The organism is Planococcus glaciei, assembly GCF_900099655.1.
GTDB lineage: Bacteria > Bacillota > Bacilli > Bacillales_A > Planococcaceae > Planococcus > Planococcus glaciei.
In genome coordinates, this window is sequence record NZ_FNDC01000001.1 from 210515 (window position 1) to 226983 (window position 16469).

At 46.6% G+C, this 16469-nt stretch carries 21 protein-coding genes; 9 read left to right on the top strand and 12 right to left on the bottom strand.

Annotation, left to right across the window (positions count from 1 at the left end; genetic code table 11):
• Positions 1-198: 198 nt before the first annotated feature.
• Entirely contained in the window at positions 199-732 is a 534-nt protein-coding gene (gene lepB, locus BLQ32_RS01085; protein ID WP_074508760.1) for a signal peptidase I, read from the bottom strand.
• Between the two features lie 132 nt (positions 733-864).
• Here lepB and BLQ32_RS01090 point away from each other — a divergent pair, with 132 nt between their 5' ends.
• Genes BLQ32_RS01090 through BLQ32_RS01100 form a run of 3 tightly spaced genes read left to right on the top strand, consistent with a single transcriptional unit; the run spans position 865 to position 3372 of the window.
• Positions 865-1767: an acetamidase/formamidase family protein gene (locus tag BLQ32_RS01090; protein WP_053165074.1), complete on the top strand. Its 903-nt coding sequence runs from the start codon at positions 865-867 to the stop codon at positions 1765-1767.
• An 11-nt stretch (positions 1768-1778) separates the two neighbouring features.
• A complete protein-coding gene (locus BLQ32_RS01095; protein WP_074508761.1) occupies positions 1779-2303 on the top strand; it encodes a GNAT family N-acetyltransferase in 525 nt (174 codons plus the stop codon).
• A gap of 49 nt (positions 2304-2352) precedes the next feature.
• Complete coding sequence (locus tag BLQ32_RS01100) at positions 2353-3372, top strand: SEC-C metal-binding domain-containing protein (protein WP_053165072.1); 1020 nt, start codon at positions 2353-2355, stop codon at positions 3370-3372.
• Positions 3373-3421: 49 nt separating this feature from the next.
• Here the strand turns inward: BLQ32_RS01100 and BLQ32_RS01105 are convergent, their stop codons facing one another.
• Entirely contained in the window at positions 3422-3625 is a 204-nt protein-coding gene (locus BLQ32_RS01105; RefSeq protein ID WP_074508762.1) for a hypothetical protein, read from the bottom strand.
• A 195-nt stretch (positions 3626-3820) separates the two neighbouring features.
• Complete coding sequence (locus BLQ32_RS01110; protein ID WP_036805129.1) at positions 3821-4303, bottom strand: acyl-CoA thioesterase; 483 nt, start codon at positions 4301-4303, stop codon at positions 3821-3823.
• 91 nt (positions 4304-4394) lie between these two features.
• Between BLQ32_RS01110 and BLQ32_RS01115 the strand changes: the two genes are divergently transcribed.
• Positions 4395-5198, top strand: coding sequence for an AAC(3) family N-acetyltransferase (locus BLQ32_RS01115; protein WP_074508763.1), 804 nt, complete (start codon positions 4395-4397; stop codon positions 5196-5198).
• Positions 5199-5234: 36 nt separating this feature from the next.
• Here BLQ32_RS01115 and BLQ32_RS01120 read toward each other — a convergent pair whose 3' ends face one another.
• The 4 genes from BLQ32_RS01120 to adh all read right to left on the bottom strand — a co-directional run bounded on the left by BLQ32_RS01120 (position 5235) and on the right by adh (position 8608).
• Positions 5235-5822, bottom strand: a complete 588-nt coding sequence (locus tag BLQ32_RS01120; RefSeq protein WP_074508764.1) for a Fic/DOC family protein — start codon at positions 5820-5822, stop codon at positions 5235-5237.
• Positions 5815-6009, bottom strand: a complete 195-nt coding sequence (locus BLQ32_RS01125) for a hypothetical protein (protein WP_224074868.1) — start codon at positions 6007-6009, stop codon at positions 5815-5817. Before BLQ32_RS01125 ends, BLQ32_RS01120 begins: the two co-directional genes overlap by 8 nt.
• Positions 6010-6622: 613 nt before the next feature.
• Positions 6623-6985 carry a DUF779 domain-containing protein gene (locus BLQ32_RS01130; protein WP_036805137.1) on the bottom strand — a complete coding sequence of 121 codons (363 nt, stop codon included), beginning with the start codon at positions 6983-6985 and terminating at the stop codon, positions 6623-6625.
• A gap of 99 nt (positions 6986-7084) precedes the next feature.
• Positions 7085-8608 carry an aldehyde dehydrogenase gene (adh, locus tag BLQ32_RS01135; protein WP_074508765.1) on the bottom strand — a complete coding sequence of 508 codons (1524 nt, stop codon included), beginning with the start codon at positions 8606-8608 and terminating at the stop codon, positions 7085-7087.
• 228 nt (positions 8609-8836) lie between these two features.
• Between adh and rluF the strand changes: the two genes are divergently transcribed.
• Both rluF and BLQ32_RS01145 read left to right on the top strand, forming a co-directional pair.
• On the top strand, positions 8837-9544 hold the full coding sequence (gene rluF, locus BLQ32_RS01140; RefSeq protein ID WP_074508766.1) for a 23S rRNA pseudouridine(2604) synthase RluF: 708 nt from the start codon (positions 8837-8839) through the stop codon (positions 9542-9544).
• A gap of 11 nt (positions 9545-9555) precedes the next feature.
• Positions 9556-10272, top strand: coding sequence for a DUF6904 family protein (locus tag BLQ32_RS01145; protein WP_074508767.1), 717 nt, complete (start codon positions 9556-9558; stop codon positions 10270-10272).
• Positions 10273-10404: 132 nt separating this feature from the next.
• Here the strand turns inward: BLQ32_RS01145 and BLQ32_RS01150 are convergent, their stop codons facing one another.
• Positions 10405-10704 (bottom strand): cupin domain-containing protein, encoded by a 300-nt coding sequence (locus tag BLQ32_RS01150; RefSeq protein ID WP_074508768.1) that lies wholly within the window; start codon positions 10702-10704, stop codon positions 10405-10407.
• A 174-nt stretch (positions 10705-10878) separates the two neighbouring features.
• On the opposite strand from BLQ32_RS01150, the gene BLQ32_RS01155 reads away from it, so the two are divergent.
• Positions 10879-11292: a hypothetical protein gene (locus BLQ32_RS01155; protein ID WP_074508769.1), complete on the top strand. Its 414-nt coding sequence runs from the start codon at positions 10879-10881 to the stop codon at positions 11290-11292.
• 111 nt (positions 11293-11403) lie between these two features.
• Here the strand turns inward: BLQ32_RS01155 and BLQ32_RS01160 are convergent, their stop codons facing one another.
• The 4 genes from BLQ32_RS01160 to BLQ32_RS01175 form a co-directional block, all read right to left on the bottom strand.
• On the bottom strand, positions 11404-12126 hold the full coding sequence (locus tag BLQ32_RS01160) for an amino acid ABC transporter ATP-binding protein (protein WP_036805155.1): 723 nt from the start codon (positions 12124-12126) through the stop codon (positions 11404-11406).
• 13 nt (positions 12127-12139) lie between these two features.
• Positions 12140-12805: an amino acid ABC transporter permease gene (locus tag BLQ32_RS01165; protein ID WP_036805157.1), complete on the bottom strand. Its 666-nt coding sequence runs from the start codon at positions 12803-12805 to the stop codon at positions 12140-12142.
• Positions 12806-12825: 20 nt separating this feature from the next.
• Positions 12826-13662: a transporter substrate-binding domain-containing protein gene (locus BLQ32_RS01170; protein ID WP_074508770.1), complete on the bottom strand. Its 837-nt coding sequence runs from the start codon at positions 13660-13662 to the stop codon at positions 12826-12828.
• A gap of 66 nt (positions 13663-13728) precedes the next feature.
• Complete coding sequence (locus tag BLQ32_RS01175) at positions 13729-14571, bottom strand: MurR/RpiR family transcriptional regulator (protein ID WP_074508771.1); 843 nt, start codon at positions 14569-14571, stop codon at positions 13729-13731.
• 474 nt (positions 14572-15045) lie between these two features.
• Here BLQ32_RS01175 and BLQ32_RS01180 point away from each other — a divergent pair, with 474 nt between their 5' ends.
• Positions 15046-15798 carry a carotenoid biosynthesis protein gene (locus BLQ32_RS01180; protein WP_074508772.1) on the top strand — a complete coding sequence of 251 codons (753 nt, stop codon included), beginning with the start codon at positions 15046-15048 and terminating at the stop codon, positions 15796-15798.
• Positions 15795-16469, top strand: a complete 675-nt coding sequence (locus BLQ32_RS01185) for a lysophospholipid acyltransferase family protein (protein WP_074508773.1) — start codon at positions 15795-15797, stop codon at positions 16467-16469. Before BLQ32_RS01180 ends, BLQ32_RS01185 begins: the two co-directional genes overlap by 4 nt.

Below are 16469 nucleotides of genomic sequence, written 5' to 3' on the forward strand. Positions count from 1 at the left end.
TTTCATATTATTATACATGATTTTTGTTGAATTGAAAGCGCGCACTAGGATTGTTGTACTACTATTTAGCTTCATAAATGTGACGAAAGCCGTTAATTATTTCATTTAACCGGGAGATATGAAAATAAACCCATTATTATTTATGCAAAATAAAAAAGCCTGGAATCACCAGGCTTTTACAGGACAATTGATTCTTATCTAGTTTACCGTTCCAATATGGTCCACTGGAGAAATCCGGAACTTCACTTCTCCGATTACCGTTTCTTCCAGAATAAAACCGATCATGCGTGAATCCACACTGTTCAAGCGATTGTCGCCTAACACGAAATAGCATTCCCCCGGAACGATAAATTCTCCAAAATCAGTGGTCAGCTGCGGATAGCCGTTCGTTTCAGCCCATTTGCGGTTTTCTTCAAGGTACGGTTCATCAACCGGTTCTCCATTTAAATACAGCTGGTCGTCTTTCATTTCGACCCGGTCTCCCGGAACGCCGATTACCCGTTTGATGTAATTTTTCTGGTCTGGCGCCACAAATACAATCATATCGAAGTTATCGATGCTGCTGATTTTGCTCAAGATGACTTTGTCGTCTTCTTCAAATGTGGGCATCATCGATTGTCCATGCACCGACACCGGTTCAAACAAAAACTGGCGGGACAGCAGAACAATGGCAGCCGTCAAAATGATGATTTTCATCCAGGCAATCAGATCGTTTATCGCATCTTCGTTCATGGCTATCCCTCTCTTACTATTTTTTCTCTTTTTATCATACTATAGCATCCTTCTGCATGCACTTTGCCTTTTGCTATTCGCCTTTTGTCTTGCTACAATTGTGTAAATATTATAAAAAAGGAGTCGAAACCTATGAAAACCTTGCCGACAAAAGACGTCATTTACAGTTTTTCCTCGCTGAATCCTCCTGTCATGCGCGCCAAAGCTGGAGAAACCGTAGTTATTGAAACCTATGATTGTTTCAAGAACCAGATCCAATCAGCAGACCAGGAAGTGGCGGCAATCGACTGGAACGAAATCAATCCGGCAACCGGACCGATTTTCATTGAAGGAGCAGACATTGGAGACCTGTTGAAAGTGACAATCGATGACCTGGAGATCGGAAATCAGGGCGTCATGGTGACAGGACCGGAACTCGGAGTGATGGGCCACCGCATGGAAGCGATGGAGTCAAAAATCATTCCGATCCAAAACGGCAAAGCCATATTCAGCGATAAACTGCATTTGCCGCTGAACCCGATGATCGGCGTAATCGGTGTTGCTCCTGAAGGCAAGCCGGTATCCTGCGGCACTCCGGGCCCTCACGGAGGCAATATGGATACCAAACTGATCACTAAAGGCGCGACGCTCTACTTTCCGGTTTTTGCAGAAGGTGCGCTTTTTGCCTTAGGTGATTTCCACGCCGCCATGGGCGACGGCGAAGTCAGTGTGTCGGGAATTGAAGTGCCGGGACGCGCCACTGTCACTTTCGATGTTATTAAAGGAACCCATTCCAAATTTCCGATTTTGCAGAACGCGGACGGCTTCGCTATCCTCGTTTCAGCTATGACGCTTGATGAAGCGGTCAAAATTGCTGTTGAAGAAACCATTGATTTGCTGCTGCCCCATACCGATATGACCGTGAGTGAAATGACGATGCTGATGAGTGCTGCAGGCGAAGCCCAAATCAGCCAGGTCGTCGATCCACTCGTTACGGTGCGCTTTTTTGTGCCGCAGCACGTGCTCGATTCTCTCAACATTCAACTATTCAACTGAGGAGGCCAATTATGTTTAAAGGACAAAAAGTTCGCTTGACCGCTATGCGAACCGAAGATTTGCAGGATTACCGGGAGTGGAATGCCCAAGCAAGCTTCGCCCGCAACTACAATTCCAGCCCCATCCGTGAGTTGTCCGAGAAACAGGCCACTGACTGGTTCAACGAACATTCGGACCAGGACTTCCGTTTTGCCATCCGTCCGCTTGGCCTCGACACCTTTATGGGCGTCTGTGCCATTGAGGATATCCAGTGGACGCACCGGGTCGGCTGGCTGTCCATTGCCCTCGGACCTGAATTCCAGGGGCACGGCTACGGCATCGACGCCATGCAGCTAATGATGTATTATGCCTGGAATGAATTAAATCTTCACCGGCTCCAGCTTACTGTGTTTGATTACAACCAGCCGGCAATTGCCATGTATGAAAAGCTGGACTTTCAAAAAGAAGGCGTTTTTCGGGAGTTTTTGCAGCGCGACGGCAAACGCCATGATATGTATTTATATGGAAAATTAGCGTCAGAATCGTCCGACTTTTGAGCGAAACGCCATTCTGTGTTACACTCAAGAAAAAATGTAGGTGATTAGAATGGTAGGAAGAAACGATCCGTGCCCATGCGGCAGCGGCAAGAAATACAAAAAATGTCACGGAAAAGAACAATCCGTGTCCATCAACGATCTAGTGAACGATGAACTTTTTAAAGTTCGCCAGCAATTCTTTTCAGAAAATCCAAACCAGGCTCAACTGCCGGCTTTCCGCGAGCTCCAGCAGGCATGGCAGCCCCGTTTAATGGAATCGATGGCAGAAAATGATGCGCAAGCATTCGTCATCGAAAACTTCTTGTTTATGCAAAAACCGGAGCTTTGGCAGGAATTTTTAGTGAAGCACATTGACCTTGCTCAACGCCCGACCACTAAAGAAGTTCTTGAAAACTGGAAAAATGTCCGGGTATTCCTTGGACAATACATCAAAGGTGATGAAGCAGCTGCTCAGTTTAAAGATGCTTTCACTGGAGACGTTTATAAAATGACAGACCAGCCGCCGACCGATATGCAGGACGGCCAAGGCTTGTTGGCTATTTTGCTTCCGGATGCACGCATCGGTGAAGACGGCGCCTTGTTCTTGAACGGCTACCTGACAGTTGTTGGAGAATTCAATCCATTCTTCGAGCAGCTAAAAGCCAAAATGGCATCTGCCAATGCAACAGATGGCACTCAGTATGTACATGAGCATTACCTCGAAGTGGTTGAAAGTATCGTTAAATATTCAACCGGCACAGTGGATGAAAGCATTGAGCTTTCGCCTGAGCACGAATCCGTAATGGCTGAACTGCGCAAACATATTGACCAAGCAGACTTTGACGCAGAAACTGTCGACAACGTCACGAGCATCTTGAACAGTTACCTGGTGAGCCAGCAGCCGACTGTCCAAAAACCGGAAGCACTCGTTGCCGGTTACTGGAGATTCCTGCAGGATCACGAACTGATTAAAGGGCCGATGCTTGCGCCGAAAGATTTAAGCGAAAAATTCAACGTTTCTTCCAGCACCATCTTGAAACGTTCGAAAGAATTCGGTTCTTATTTCGAAGAACTGCTAGCAAAAAATTAAAGCGTAAAAAAAAGCAGCCGCGAAGGCTGCTTTTTTTCTTTCTTTGAAATTATTGCCCTTCTCTTCTCCGGAACCGGATCAATATATAAGCCAGTATCCCGGCCACGGCCAGAAACAGGTAAAGCCGCCAAAAAGGGGGATTCAGCCAATTGGCTGCTGCAAAGCCGATGCCGTAATTTAAAAGGGTCAAAAACAATAAAATAATGCCCGCTGCAAAGAAAAACAAAGCCACTCCTTTTGAAAAGGTCTCCATTCCCTCAACTCCTTAAGCGGTTCAGAAAACAGCTTATCAACAGCTATTTTCTGAAAATAGCCATTTTAATAACGGTTTATGCACAAAATCAAAAAGTTATCCTTTTTTTCTGTGGACTAATGGCGATGAAGGCATTTATTCACATGTGGATAACTTTTTTACCATTTCTTATCCACAGCTTCAAAATCACTTTTCCTAATTCGTCCGCGGTGTTTTCACACGCATTTTCCGGTGTTCTCTCCGGGCAGGCGCCGTATTGAAAAACAGCTTTTCACCTTCAGATTCCGGAATGACCGGCGGCACCGGCGTCGGTTTTCCATCGTCGCCCATTGCGACCATCGTCAAAAATGACTCGGTCGTCAGTTTTTCTTCACCGGTCTGCAAATTCTGGGATTTAACGCGGACGTATACTTCCATTGAAGTGCGTCCTGTTGACGTAACATTGGCTTCCAGTTCCAGTACATCCCCCACATGGGCCGATGACAAAAAGTCAACCGAGTCAATCGAAGCTGTCACGACAACCTGGCGGCGCGAATGCTTCATCGCTGTAATGCCGGCAATCTCATCGATGTAAGCGAGCACCTTTCCTCCAAAAATCGAGTTCATATGGTTTGTATCCGGCGGCAGCACCAATTTCGTCTGGATCGTCCGGGATTCTTTCATCATTCTACCTTCCATTTATAACACTCCTTCATCTTAATGCTAACTCGCATAAACGAAATCAGCAAGCTTTCTGGCTATGGTATATTAACCATAAGGGGGAATACAAATGACTGAATTTCTGCATATTTTAAATACACCTGAATTCCAATCGAAAGATACATTAAAACAACAGCTTCATCAATTGGGCATTAAAGCCGGCGATGCCCTGATCGTCCATTCTTCATTAAAATCGATGGGCTGGATAGCGGGCGGCGCCCAGGCGGTAGTAGAGGCCTTATTGGAAACCGTTACCACCGAAGGTACACTAGTCATGCCTTCCCAATCAGCCGACAATTCCGATCCGGTTTACTGGATGAACCCGCCGATTCCGGAAAACTGGCATCAGCCTTTCCGCGACTACGCTCCGGCTTACGATCCGCATTTAAGCGAACTCCGGGGAATGGGGAAAATCGCGGAATGTTTTCACCGCCATCCTGAAACCATCCGCAGCCCGCACCCTGCCCATTCGTTTATCGCCAGCGGCAAACAGGCTACGTACTGGATGAGCGAACAACCGATTGATGATTCATTCGGCAAATCTTCGCCCCTTGCCAAAATGATGGAAAGCGATGTAAAAATTCTGTTGATCGGCACCGGTTTTGATTCGTGCACCGCGCTGCATTATGCAGAATTTGTCCAGGAAACACGGGCCACCTCCCCGCAAGGCGCTGCGGTGAAAATTAATGGCCAGCGCGTCTGGCAGACCTTTGACTGCGTTGATATGGATTCCGACCGGTTCCCGGAACTGGTAAAAGACTACAAGGGAGAAATTGCGTCCGGGACGCTCGGGCAGGCAGAAGTAAAACTCGTGGAAATGCGGCCTCTGGTCGAATTCGGCATCGAATGGCTGCAAAAACATCCGGCTCAATAGCATGAACAAAAGCCGGCCCTCTGGGGCCGGCTTTTGTTAAGAAAGGATTTCCTCCAATAATTTTTCTAGTCTTTCATTATTAGCATTAAATGAGTCCACAAAAGCATTGATGATTTCAGCAGGCTCTGGAATCCTTTCCCACTCCAGCTGGTAGCCGACGTTCAAAGACAATTGCCGGGCAAATTCACGCACCGTGCGCCCATTCCCTTCCCGAAAAGGATGCAGGGCATTCAATTCCGCTAGAAAATAAGCGAGCCGCGAAATGAATTTCTCTCGGGGCAAATCCTTCAGGTAGTTCTCTTTCGCCAATTCTTCAAAGATCTTGTACAGCTCCGGTTCAATAAACTTTGGATGGGCGAACGAAGAAGACCCTTTTGAGATCATCTCTTGCCGAAGTTCACCAGCAAATGGATAGACATCCTTCAGAATGCTGCGGTGTATATCCAAAAATGCTTCCCGATCGAGTGGATCGGCAGGCTTGTTGATCTTAAGCTCAGAAAGGCGGAAAAGTGTATACACCGTTTCCAGCTCTTTCAGCTTTTCCTCATCCATCAAGTTAAACTTGTTGATCAACACGTCCGAATCGGGATAACAATACATGGAAGAGTGCCGGTACTTAGACATTGAATTTCGTCTTAATGGCCCGGTGGAATTGTGCTTCCGTCTGTTCACCAGTCAAGACCGACCGAACAAAGTTCTGATCCTCATTTGTCACGTTAAACCCTTCAGTGGTAAGCGAATGTGACGCATAGGAAATCGCATGGTTGGCTTGTTCACGGGAAACCCGGTTCACTAATTTCGTCAAAATCATGACCACCTTTCATTCTACCATTATAGCATTTTTCGCCCCGGATTTCCATTGTGAACCCCGGATTAGAGCGGTTTTCGGGCTTAAAATCTCTATAAAAAAAAGAAAAACCGGATGCTTTTGCATCCGGTTCGAGCTTGTTGACAAAAGAACTTTTACCATGATAGCTGAATAAATATCCGCTTGTAGAAAAAATCCCGAATCCTCCGTTTCAGCCGGACGCATTCCGCGGGCTCGCGCCGAACTAACTCGGAACTTACGTCCCGAGTGGATTTCGGCACTTCGCTATCCCGCTGGAGTCGCCGGTTTCCATTCCGGATCCTAAACTTGGGGCTACCCAAAGTTGTCGCTTTCCTTCTTTAAACTAGATGATTGAACTTCATTCGGTTACGTGTTCACTTTTGGATGAAAGAGAGATGCCTCAACCGGTCCGGCCACGGAGACTCCTGTGGGACAGCGAAAGCTGAAGACCCCGCAGGAACGTTAGTGACGAGGAGGCTGAAGCTGAGCCCACGGAAAGCGAAGTGGCCGGTCCGGTTGGTTTTATGCATTTCTATTCATTTAACTTATACTTTGTCTACAGTATGAAACCGGATGCTTTTGCATCCGGTTCTCCTTATTTTTGCTGCTGCAATTCTTTTGTTTCTTCCGATGTGAATGCCCGCGATCTTGTTAAAAACCGCTTGCCTTCCACCCCTTCAAGAGAAAACATGCCGCCCCGCCCTTCAACGACGTCAATGATGAGCTGGGTATGGCTCCAGTAGTCAAATTGGTTTTTGTGCATATAGAATTTGCTGCCGCCGATTTCCCCGAGCAGCACATCCTGATCGCCCAAAAACAGGTCGCCTTCCGGATAGCACATAGGAGAGCTGCCGTCGCAGCAGCCGCCTGATTGATGGAACATAACCGGGCCATGCTTTTGTTTCAGCAGTTCAATCAGTTCGAGCGCCTCGTTCGTTGCGGTTACGCGTTCGACCATTTGTACCCCTTCTTTCTGGTAAAAAGAAACTTGGTTTTGCTGAAATGTGCTAAAGGTTTTGAGCAATCCTAATGAGGCAGTTACGCCATCAGGAGTGGATCAAAAGAATCCTTGTTTGTTATCGCTGTAGCTGACCAGCATGTTTTTCGTTTGCTGATAGTGGTCAAGCATCATTTTGTGGTTTTCACGGCCAATTCCCGACATTTTGTATCCGCCGAATGCCGCGTGTGCTGGATATTGGTGGTAGCAGTTCGTCCACACACGGCCAGCCTGGATGCCGCGTCCGAAACGGTAAGCGGTATTGGTGTCGCGCGTCCAGATTCCTGCGCCCAGTCCGTACAAAGTATCGTTGGCAAGTTCAAGTGCTTCTTCTTTCGTTTTGAACGTCGTCACGGATACCACCGGCCCGAAGATTTCCTCTTGGAAGATGCGCATTTTGTTGTCGCCTTTGAAAACAGTCGGCTTAATATAGTAGCCTTCTGCCAAGTCGCCTTCTAAAATATTGCGATCGCCGCCGATTAACACTTCAGCGCCTTCCTGCTTGCCGATATCCAGGTACGACATGATTTTCTCCATCTGTTCCTGGGAGGCTTGGGCACCCATCATCGTTTCAGGGTCAAGCGGGTTGCCAATCTTGATAGCGGCTACGCGTTTCAACGCGCGTTCCATGAATGCTTCGTAAATGTCTTCCTGGATCAATACACGTGATGGGCATGTACATACTTCACCTTGGTTTAAAGCGAACATGACAAAGCCTTCGATCGCTTTATCAAGGAAAGCGTCATCTTCGTCCATGATGTCCTTGAAGAAAATGTTCGGCGACTTGCCGCCAAGCTCTAAAGTTACCGGAATCAGGTTCTGGGAAGCATACTGCATAATCATCCGGCCTGTTGTCGTTTCACCGGTAAAGGCGATTTTGCTGATGCGCGGGCTGGAAGCAAGCGGTTTTCCGGCTTCGAGGCCGAATCCGTTTACGATATTCAATACGCCCGGCGGCAGCAGGTCGCCGACCAGTTCAGCCCAAACTAAAATGCTCGCTGGTGTCTGCTCAGCCGGTTTTAACACAACGCAGTTGCCGGCAGCTAAAGCTGGCGCGAGTTTCCAAGTAGCCATTAAAAGCGGGAAATTCCAAGGAATGATCTGTCCCACAACTCCAAGCGGTTCATGGAAATGGTAGGCTACTGTATCTTCATCGATTTGGCTGATTGAGCCTTCCTGTGCACGGACCACGCCGGCAAAATAACGGAAATGGTCAATCGCCAATGGCAAATCCGCATTTAAAGTTTCGCGGACCGCTTTTCCGTTGTCCCAAGTTTCCGCAACAGCCAGCATCTCCAGGTTCTCTTCCATACGGTCTGCAATTTTAAGCAGGATATTGGAACGTTCCGTAGTGGAAGTGGTGCCCCATGCTGTTTTGGCTGCATGTGCTGCATCCAGTGCCGCTTCTACGTCTTCTGCTGTCGAGCGGGCGATTTCCGTAAACTTCTTGCCGTTTACCGGCGACACATTATCAAAGTACTGGCCTTTGGCAGGTGCACGCCATTCGCCATTTATATAATTTTCATATCTTTCCTTAAATCTGCTTTTCGCGCCTTCTGTGTTTGGAGCTGAATACAATACCATTCTGTTTCCTCCCTTATCTTTTTTCGCCCCTTTGTATCCGCTTACATTTCATAGAACAAAAGATGCAGAACATCGAGACGGCTTCCCTTCTATATTGTCAAATTTATCGGAAAATTGCAACCTTTTATTTACAAACTCTTCTCCCTTCTGTTCTGCCGTTTTGTTTGAAGGCCCATAAGGGTATAATAGAAACAAGGAAAAGAAATATGTATTTGAAGGGATTTTTTTATGAGAATTAATAAGTTTTTAAGTGAAACAGGCATTACTTCAAGACGCGGAGCGGATAAATTCATTGAAGACGGACGCGTTACCATTAACGGCCAACCCGCTGAACTTGGCAGCAAAGTCCAGCCAGGCGATGAAGTGCGCGTCGACGGCAAAGTCATCGAACAGCCGGACCAGGAATACGTTTATATTGCCCTTAACAAACCCGTCGGCATTACCAGTACAACGGAACGCCACATCAAAGGAAATATCGTCGATTTTGTCAATCACCCGCTGCGGATTTTCCATGTCGGCCGCCTCGACAAAGATTCGGAAGGGTTGATTTTATTGACCAACGACGGCGACATTGTAAATGAAATCCTGCGGGCAGAAAACGAACATGAAAAAGAATACATTGTCCGTGTGGATATGCCGGTAACTGAGTCTTTTCTGAAGAAAATGGCAGAAGGCGTGGAAATTCTGGATACGAAAACCTTGCCTGCCATAACAGAGAAGTTGTCGAAGTACTCTTTCCGCATCGTTTTGCAGCAAGGCCTGAACCGCCAGATCCGCCGGATGTGCAGCGCGCTGGGCTATGAAGTGCGCGATTTGAAGCGGATCAGAATCATGAACATCCAGTTGGGAGATCTGCCCGTTGGCGAATGGCGGGACTTAACCGATAAAGAACGCAAGGATTTGTTTAAAGCGTTGGACTATAAACCGAAACGATAGGAGAATCCGGAATGCTTACAATGACAAATACTCCGAACCATACAGGCGTTAAAATCAGCGGCGATTACTTTGATTTGGATGAACTGAACCAGGCGATTTACCATGTAATCGGCGATGAGAATAAATACTACGACTATGTCGGCTCGCGCATGCGGATTCTTGGCATTTCCTACGAAATCCGCCATGCGGCGCAAGGAGACCGCAATGTGGAATCCGTTTTTAATGGATTGCATGACCATACCAAAAAACAGCACAGCTTTATTGCACCGGATAAAAACATTTATTTTTCCACTGAAGTGCTGTGGCCGGAAATCCTGTATGCCGCCATTGCATTGAAAGATTTTGTCCGGCTGCACCGCGAAGAAGCAAAATTCCCGGACTGGAACAGCCATCTGCATGTCATTGGCCGTTTTCAGTCATTGGTGCTCGACTGCCTGCACGGCCAAGTTCCCGAAGAAGAATATCAGGCAATCTTAAAAGCGTTCCAGCAAGCGGCTCCAGTGGAAGAATACGCTATTCAATACATCGACTTCTTAAATTTGAAATTTATCGGCATGCCGAAAAAACAGCGTGAAAAGAGCCTGGCTGCTGTGGCCCTGAAAATCGCCATGCAAGACAACGACTATCTAGCATTCCGCAGTCAGGTGCTGGAAGCTGCGAACCCCAATAAAGTGCCCATTCACGAAATCAGGCTCCAAGCGGAATACCCGGACGAAATTGAGTGGTAAACCTAAAAAAGGCTGTCCAATGAGTCGAATAACAGACTCCCTGGACAGCCTTTCGCTTTTAATAAATCCTGCTTATTCTACATTGCAGCTCCGCAAAAGAGTGGCTTCAGGCCATTATCTGGGCAGTTTTTTTCAGCGTTTGGTTTGAACAACCATTAAATCGCTTGCTTCGACAGCTGCCAGGCTATGCTTTTCAAGCGGAGCCATATACAAAATCTGCTGCGGAGACACTTCGACAGTTTTTCCTTCGACAGTAAAATTCACTTTTCCGCTTCTCGCGATAATGGCAACATCTGCATCCACTGCATGCTCCGGGACTGTCTCCCCTGGCTGCAGCTGGATATTAATGATTTTTGTTTTTTCCACGTTGAGTATAGGCTGAATATTTTTTGCTTTATCGTTCAAATGATAAGGAGCAGCAATCAATTCCATTTCCCCATCCCCTTTCTTTTGTTCTTCTCCTATACCCGCAGGCCTCCAAATCCAACCGTTCGCGTTACTGAAAGCTTCTCTTGGCGGTTTCCCCAGTTTCCGTTTAACAGCCACTTGCCAAAGGGTATGTTTCTTATAAGAAAACTTATTACTAGGGTCGGGAGTTGAATAGATATGGTGAAACGATTTATTCCATTTTTGCTCATTTTAAGCTTGGCGGCTTGCGGCGGTGAAAACGCAGAGCTTACGGAAGAAGGCCAGACCGAAGTCACAGCTCCGGAAGGCGAATTGGATCCAACCGCTCCAGAAGATGTCGATGAAGCGGAACCTACTACATTTACCGCGTTAACAAGCGGAGAGGTAGCAGAAGGGGATGCTGTCATTTTGGCCGGGACCGCGGAAGAATTGACCGACGATGGTGCTTTCCCTGCATTTATCCTAACGGATGGAGAACAGCAGGTATTTGTCCGCAATATGGCTGAAACGCCTGTCGAAGCCGGTGATGCAGTCACCGTCCACGGCATCTATGACGGCGTTGCAGAAGAAGACATGCCGCTTATTTCAGCTTCTGTTATTGAGGTGGACTAAAGGTTGAACGGCACATTAAAAGCCCAGCTCAGTTCTTGAGCCGGGCTTTTTGCATTGAAAAAGGAATCCGGTTTTCGCACCGGATTCCTTGCGTTGGACTGTTTATTAAAGTTACTGGACCAATTGGATAAATTGGCGCGTCCGTTCATTTTTCGGGTTTTCGAAAAAGGTTTTGGGATCGGCCGATTCGATGATGACGCCTTTGTCGAGCATAATAATGCGGTCGGCCACTTCTTTGGCGAACTTCATTTCATGCGTGACGACAACCATCGTCATGCCCTCTTCCGCCAGCTGCTTCATAACCTGCAGCACCTCCCCGACCAATTCCGGGTCGAGTGCCGATGTCGGTTCGTCAAACAACAGAACTTTCGGCTGCATCGCCAACGCACGGGCAATTGCTACACGCTGTTTTTGGCCGCCTGAAAGCTTACTCGGATAAACGTTCGCTTTTTCTGCCAGGCCTACTTTTTCAAGCAGTTCCATGCCGAGCTGTTTTGCTTTTTCCTTGTCCATCTTCTTTACCGTGACAGGGGCTTCGATCACGTTCTCCAAGGCTGTTTTGTGCGGGAAAAGATTAAAATGCTGGAACACCATTCCCACATCGGCGCGGACATCCGCTAGCTTGTCTTTTTTCGGATTGATGACTTTGCCGTCAATCGTAATTTTGCCGCTGTTCATTTCTTCTAAAAAGTTGAAACAGCGCAGGAGCGTACTTTTGCCCGATCCGCTGACACCGACAAGAACAACCACTTCCTGCGGTTTCACATGCAGATCGATGCCTTTTAGCACTTCCAAATCCCCGAAGGACTTATGGATGTTTTCTCCAATAATCATGATGTGTCCTCCTTTACGCTTTGTCTACATCCAGTCTGTTTTCATACCATCTGACAATATACGTGAAAATCATAACCAGAACTAGGTAATAGAAACCGACCACTATAAATGTCTCGAATTGCTTAAATGAACTTGCCGCTGAACGGTTGGCCACAGAAAACAGCTCCGCTACCCCAATCATCCAGACAAGAGACGAGTCTTTCAGCGTGATGATAAACTGGTTGCCAAGCGGCGGGATGGAACGGCGCAGGGCCTGCGGAAAAACAATTCTCCGCATCGCCTGGTTGTTCGTCATGCCAAGAGCCCGGCTTGCTTCTGTCTGTCCATAATCAATCCCTTGGATGGCACCACGGAAAATTTCGGCAATATAAGCCCCGTTATGCACCCCAAGCGCAATCGCACCTGCCCAGAAGTTATCCAAAACGATGATCTGGGTGATCCCGAAATACAGGAACATGATTTGAACCAATAACGGAGTTCCCCGAATAATCGTGATGTACAGATTGGCGATGCCTTGCAGGATCTTGGATTTCGATATTTTCATCAGTGCAAAGACCAAGCCCAGCACTGTACCAAGAACAATCGAAATCGCTGTTAGTTCAAGCGTAATGATGACGGCTTCCAAAAAGCCTGGATACGTCGTTTTAAAAATATCAAATATCGTCTGAATGGTCTCCATGCCTATTCCCCTCTCTCAGTTTAGCGCAGAACTTCAATTCCTTCTGTTTCCACTTCGAGAAGGTTCGTGCCGAACCATTTTTCAGAGATTTCCGCGTATGTTCCATTCTCGATGATTGCATCCAATGCTTTGTTGATTTCTTCTAATAGCGCTTTGTCTTCGGGACGCACGGCAATTGCCGCTTCTTCAATCCATAAGTTTTCGCCGATATCCTTGATTTTCAATCCGGCTTTCTGTGCTTCGAATCCGACAACGTCAGCAGTAATAACCGCATCTACACGCCCTGGCTCCAATTCCTGCAAAGCGACAACATCACTGTTGTAGTATTCGATGTCATCCGTGAATTCTTTAGCGGCTGGTTCATATGTCGTTTGGGCAACAATCCCGATTTTTTTGCCTTCAAGGTCTGACGGTTCCTTGATTTCGGTATTGCCTTCAGCCACCCAGATCTTGCCGCCTGACAAGTAGTAAGGATCTGAGAACGCAACCGTTTTTGCACGTTCATCCGTAATAGCCATCGATCCGATAACGGCGTCATATTTCTTGCCGATCAACCCTTGAATGATTGTTTCGAATGGATTTGTTACCGGGTTGTGCTCCAATCCCATTTCTTCTGCCAATGCAGCACCAATTTCGATATCAAAACCAGTCTGCTTTCCGCCTTCTTCATAATTGAACGGTTTATAAAGTCCGCTGGCTGCTGTGGTGAATTTGCCTTCTTCCAATAGGCCGAGCTCATTTCCTCCGCCTTCAGTGCTTGATCCTTCCGAACCGGATGAGTCTTCTGATCCTCCGCAAGCTACCAATAACAATCCTGCTGAAAAAATTACACTTAAAAATGATAATTTCTTTTTCATCTTATTCTCCCCTTTTCGTTGTTTATAAATGACCAAAGCGCCGAAGCGTTTCGGGACTTACCTGTTTTAATAAAAGATGTTCTTGTCGTTGTATACAGCTTCAAGCCTTGCCAGGTTTTCTTTTACCTTGGCGTGTTCTTTTACGTAAACGAAGCGCATCACAGAGGTCAGCAATGCATGGACTGCTGTATAAGAATCAATATTCAAATTGGTGCTTACATCGACAGTCAGTGAGATATCCGCAAAATTGACAGCGGGCGATTTGGAAGAATCGGTCAATAGCACAACGCCTGCTCCCCGGTCTTTGGCAGATTGCACGGTTTCCACAACCATTTTTGTGTAGCGTGGGAACACAAAGGCTATCAAAATATCTCCCGGCTCAAGTTTAGCCAGCTGGCTGTAGTAATGCCGGTCTGATGGAAAAATCATTTCCGTGGATCCGACCGTCATATCCAGCCACCCTGCGAACCAATGTGCCAATCCATAATCGAAAAAATCGCTTGTTACATAAATCCGATTAGCCGAACTGATCAAATCGACTGCCTGAAGCAGCACATCTTCCTTCATCGACTGCTTAAGCTTAACGATGCTTGCGATTTCCGCATCAAACAGATTTTCCAGAAAGGACTGGTCAGCATTTGGCGGACGGGCTTCCTGTTCGCTCTGTTCAAGCCGGTCTTCTGCAAGTTTTCGCTGAACCACTTGCTGGAATTCCGCATACCCTTTGTATCCCAGTTTCTGTGTCCAGCGAATCACTGTGGATTCACTGACGTTCACTCTTCTTCCAACTTCAAGTGCGGAGGAGAATGCCAGAAAAATAGGCTCACGAAAAAATAAATCACCGACTTTCTTTTGGCCGGAACTAAAATGTTCATAAGATTCCGACACACTACGCAGTAAATCCTGCATTACATCCCCTCCAAAACAAGAACTTACTCAAATACTTATAAAAAGTGTAACCTTTTGCAGGAAAACCTGCAACACTTCTCTGAATATTCTTTGAATCTTTTTTCTTATGGATAATTTTACATTTAATGGTTTTCTATTGGTTTGTTATCTTATGTACTACGCCGAAAATCTTTTTTGGTTTAAATTGTCCTATGAAAACATGCCGCCAAAAGAAAATTAGGTTTTTAAACAGAAGGAGGGTGGAAAAATCGAATGCAAAAAAATGCAGGATATACTTCATAGTTAATTTTCAGAAAATATTCCCTCGCTTCATTTGCTTTAAACACAGTTCTCCACTATTTCGGAAAAATAATAGGAATGTCCGTCTTCTGGAACGAATATAGGGTAACAAAGGGTATGGATAGATTTTAAGAAGAACTATGAGTAGAATAAAAATATAATATTCATATAAGAATAGTATTGGAGTGGAGACGTATGGTTTGGGATACACGCATTTTCCGGCTTTTCATTGTTTGGTATTGCATCGGCATCATTTTGCTCAGTTTTGACTTGCTTCCGCCATGGCTTGAATGGGCAAACGCATTCTTCCTAATGCTCGCAGGCACGCTCGGCTTCCTTTATTTCTTGCGGAAGTTCGGCAAAACTGCCGGCAGCATTCTTGGCATTGTCATTTTTGTGGTGACTTTTATTGTGGAAGGGGCAGGAGCCAGTGTGGATTTCTTGTTTGGTTCCTATGATTATACGGAACGTTTCGCCCCAAACCTTTTCGGCGTGCCGATTGCAATCGGTTTTGCCTGGCTGATGGTCATGGCAACCACCCATGTCCTGGCTTTATCCATTTTCCCTCAAGGCGGATGGAAATATGCCGCTGCCGGCGGGTTGGGCGCGGTCATTATGGATTTGATCATCGATCCTGTCGCTTATTTATTGAAAGGCTATTGGATCTGGAAAGACAGCGGGTTTTATTATGATATCCCTTGGACAAATTTTACCGGCTGGTTTATCCTCGCATTTATTCTTCACCTGTTGATCGACAGGCTGATGAAAAGACAGCCCGGCACGAAAAGCTACGGCCTGCTTGAAAAGCGGATGGTTCTTCTGTACATACTGATTACTGCAATGTTCGTGCTCTTAGCTGTACTCGGCGGCTTATGGCTGGCAGCTGTCCTTACCACACTGCTTTCCGCCTTGTTCGTTGCACTGGCACAGAAAAGGAGGCCTCTATGATCAAAGCGAAAAAAATGCCGCTGTTTGAAAATGCCTTTGAGCTGTATTTGAACCCGTTGATCCGCCGCTCTTTTGCCAATGTGCTCGGCAAAGATATTATTCATCCCCCGTCCCAGCCGGTTCTTTTTATCGCGAATCACAGTTCCTGGTGGGACGGCCTGCTGTTCTTTTTCCTGAACCGCAGTGTATGGCGCCACGATGTCCATATGATGATGGATGAAAAAGGGCTGAAACGCTATGGTTTTTTCCGTTACCTTGGGGCTTTTTCCATCAATCGCAGCAAGCCAAAAGATATTTTGGCTTCTCTGCAATATGCGGAGCAATTGCTGCTAAGCGGCAAAACCGTCATCCTTTTTCCACAAGGCGAAGAATTTCATCAGGAAATCCGGCCGCTCGGCTTTAGCACCGGCATCGCTTACTTAATGGAACATTGTCCGGATGTTCCGGCCATCCCTGTTTCTTTTTATTATTCGTTCCGGCACGAACGCAAACCGGAAGTATGGGTGCAGCAAGGCAACCCTTTCTACTACAAAGAGATTCCGGGTTCGGCAAGAAAAGAGAAAACCGGCTCCATTGAACAAGCCATTACAGAACAGCTTAATCAGCTGAAAAGCGAGGTAGTTTCTGAAAATACTGCTGCATTCCGAAAATTTACAGGAAGGAGGAAATGA

Bases quoted from the DNA above. Each gene is read 5' to 3' on its own strand.
- lepB (WP_074508760.1), bottom strand. From the start codon at position 732: ATGAACGAAGATGCGATAAACGATCTGATTGCCTGGATGAAAATCATC.
- BLQ32_RS01090 (WP_053165074.1), top strand. From the start codon at position 865: ATGAAAACCTTGCCGACAAAAGACGTCATTTACAGTTTTTCCTCGCTG.
- BLQ32_RS01095 (WP_074508761.1), top strand. From the start codon at position 1,779: ATGTTTAAAGGACAAAAAGTTCGCTTGACCGCTATGCGAACCGAAGAT.
- BLQ32_RS01100 (WP_053165072.1), top strand. From the start codon at position 2,353: ATGGTAGGAAGAAACGATCCGTGCCCATGCGGCAGCGGCAAGAAATAC.
- BLQ32_RS01105 (WP_074508762.1), bottom strand. From the start codon at position 3,625: ATGGAGACCTTTTCAAAAGGAGTGGCTTTGTTTTTCTTTGCAGCGGGC.
- BLQ32_RS01110 (WP_036805129.1), bottom strand. From the start codon at position 4,303: ATGGAAGGTAGAATGATGAAAGAATCCCGGACGATCCAGACGAAATTG.
- BLQ32_RS01115 (WP_074508763.1), top strand. From the start codon at position 4,395: ATGACTGAATTTCTGCATATTTTAAATACACCTGAATTCCAATCGAAA.
- BLQ32_RS01120 (WP_074508764.1), bottom strand. From the start codon at position 5,822: ATGTCTAAGTACCGGCACTCTTCCATGTATTGTTATCCCGATTCGGAC.
- BLQ32_RS01125 (WP_224074868.1), bottom strand. From the start codon at position 6,009: ATGATTTTGACGAAATTAGTGAACCGGGTTTCCCGTGAACAAGCCAAC.
- BLQ32_RS01130 (WP_036805137.1), bottom strand. From the start codon at position 6,985: ATGGTCGAACGCGTAACCGCAACGAACGAGGCGCTCGAACTGATTGAA.
- adh (WP_074508765.1), bottom strand. From the start codon at position 8,608: ATGGTATTGTATTCAGCTCCAAACACAGAAGGCGCGAAAAGCAGATTT.
- rluF (WP_074508766.1), top strand. From the start codon at position 8,837: ATGAGAATTAATAAGTTTTTAAGTGAAACAGGCATTACTTCAAGACGC.
- BLQ32_RS01145 (WP_074508767.1), top strand. From the start codon at position 9,556: ATGCTTACAATGACAAATACTCCGAACCATACAGGCGTTAAAATCAGC.
- BLQ32_RS01150 (WP_074508768.1), bottom strand. From the start codon at position 10,704: ATGGAATTGATTGCTGCTCCTTATCATTTGAACGATAAAGCAAAAAAT.
- BLQ32_RS01155 (WP_074508769.1), top strand. From the start codon at position 10,879: ATGGTGAAACGATTTATTCCATTTTTGCTCATTTTAAGCTTGGCGGCT.
- BLQ32_RS01160 (WP_036805155.1), bottom strand. From the start codon at position 12,126: ATGATTATTGGAGAAAACATCCATAAGTCCTTCGGGGATTTGGAAGTG.
- BLQ32_RS01165 (WP_036805157.1), bottom strand. From the start codon at position 12,805: ATGGAGACCATTCAGACGATATTTGATATTTTTAAAACGACGTATCCA.
- BLQ32_RS01170 (WP_074508770.1), bottom strand. From the start codon at position 13,662: ATGAAAAAGAAATTATCATTTTTAAGTGTAATTTTTTCAGCAGGATTG.
- BLQ32_RS01175 (WP_074508771.1), bottom strand. From the start codon at position 14,571: ATGCAGGATTTACTGCGTAGTGTGTCGGAATCTTATGAACATTTTAGT.
- BLQ32_RS01180 (WP_074508772.1), top strand. From the start codon at position 15,046: ATGGTTTGGGATACACGCATTTTCCGGCTTTTCATTGTTTGGTATTGC.
- BLQ32_RS01185 (WP_074508773.1), top strand. From the start codon at position 15,795: ATGATCAAAGCGAAAAAAATGCCGCTGTTTGAAAATGCCTTTGAGCTG.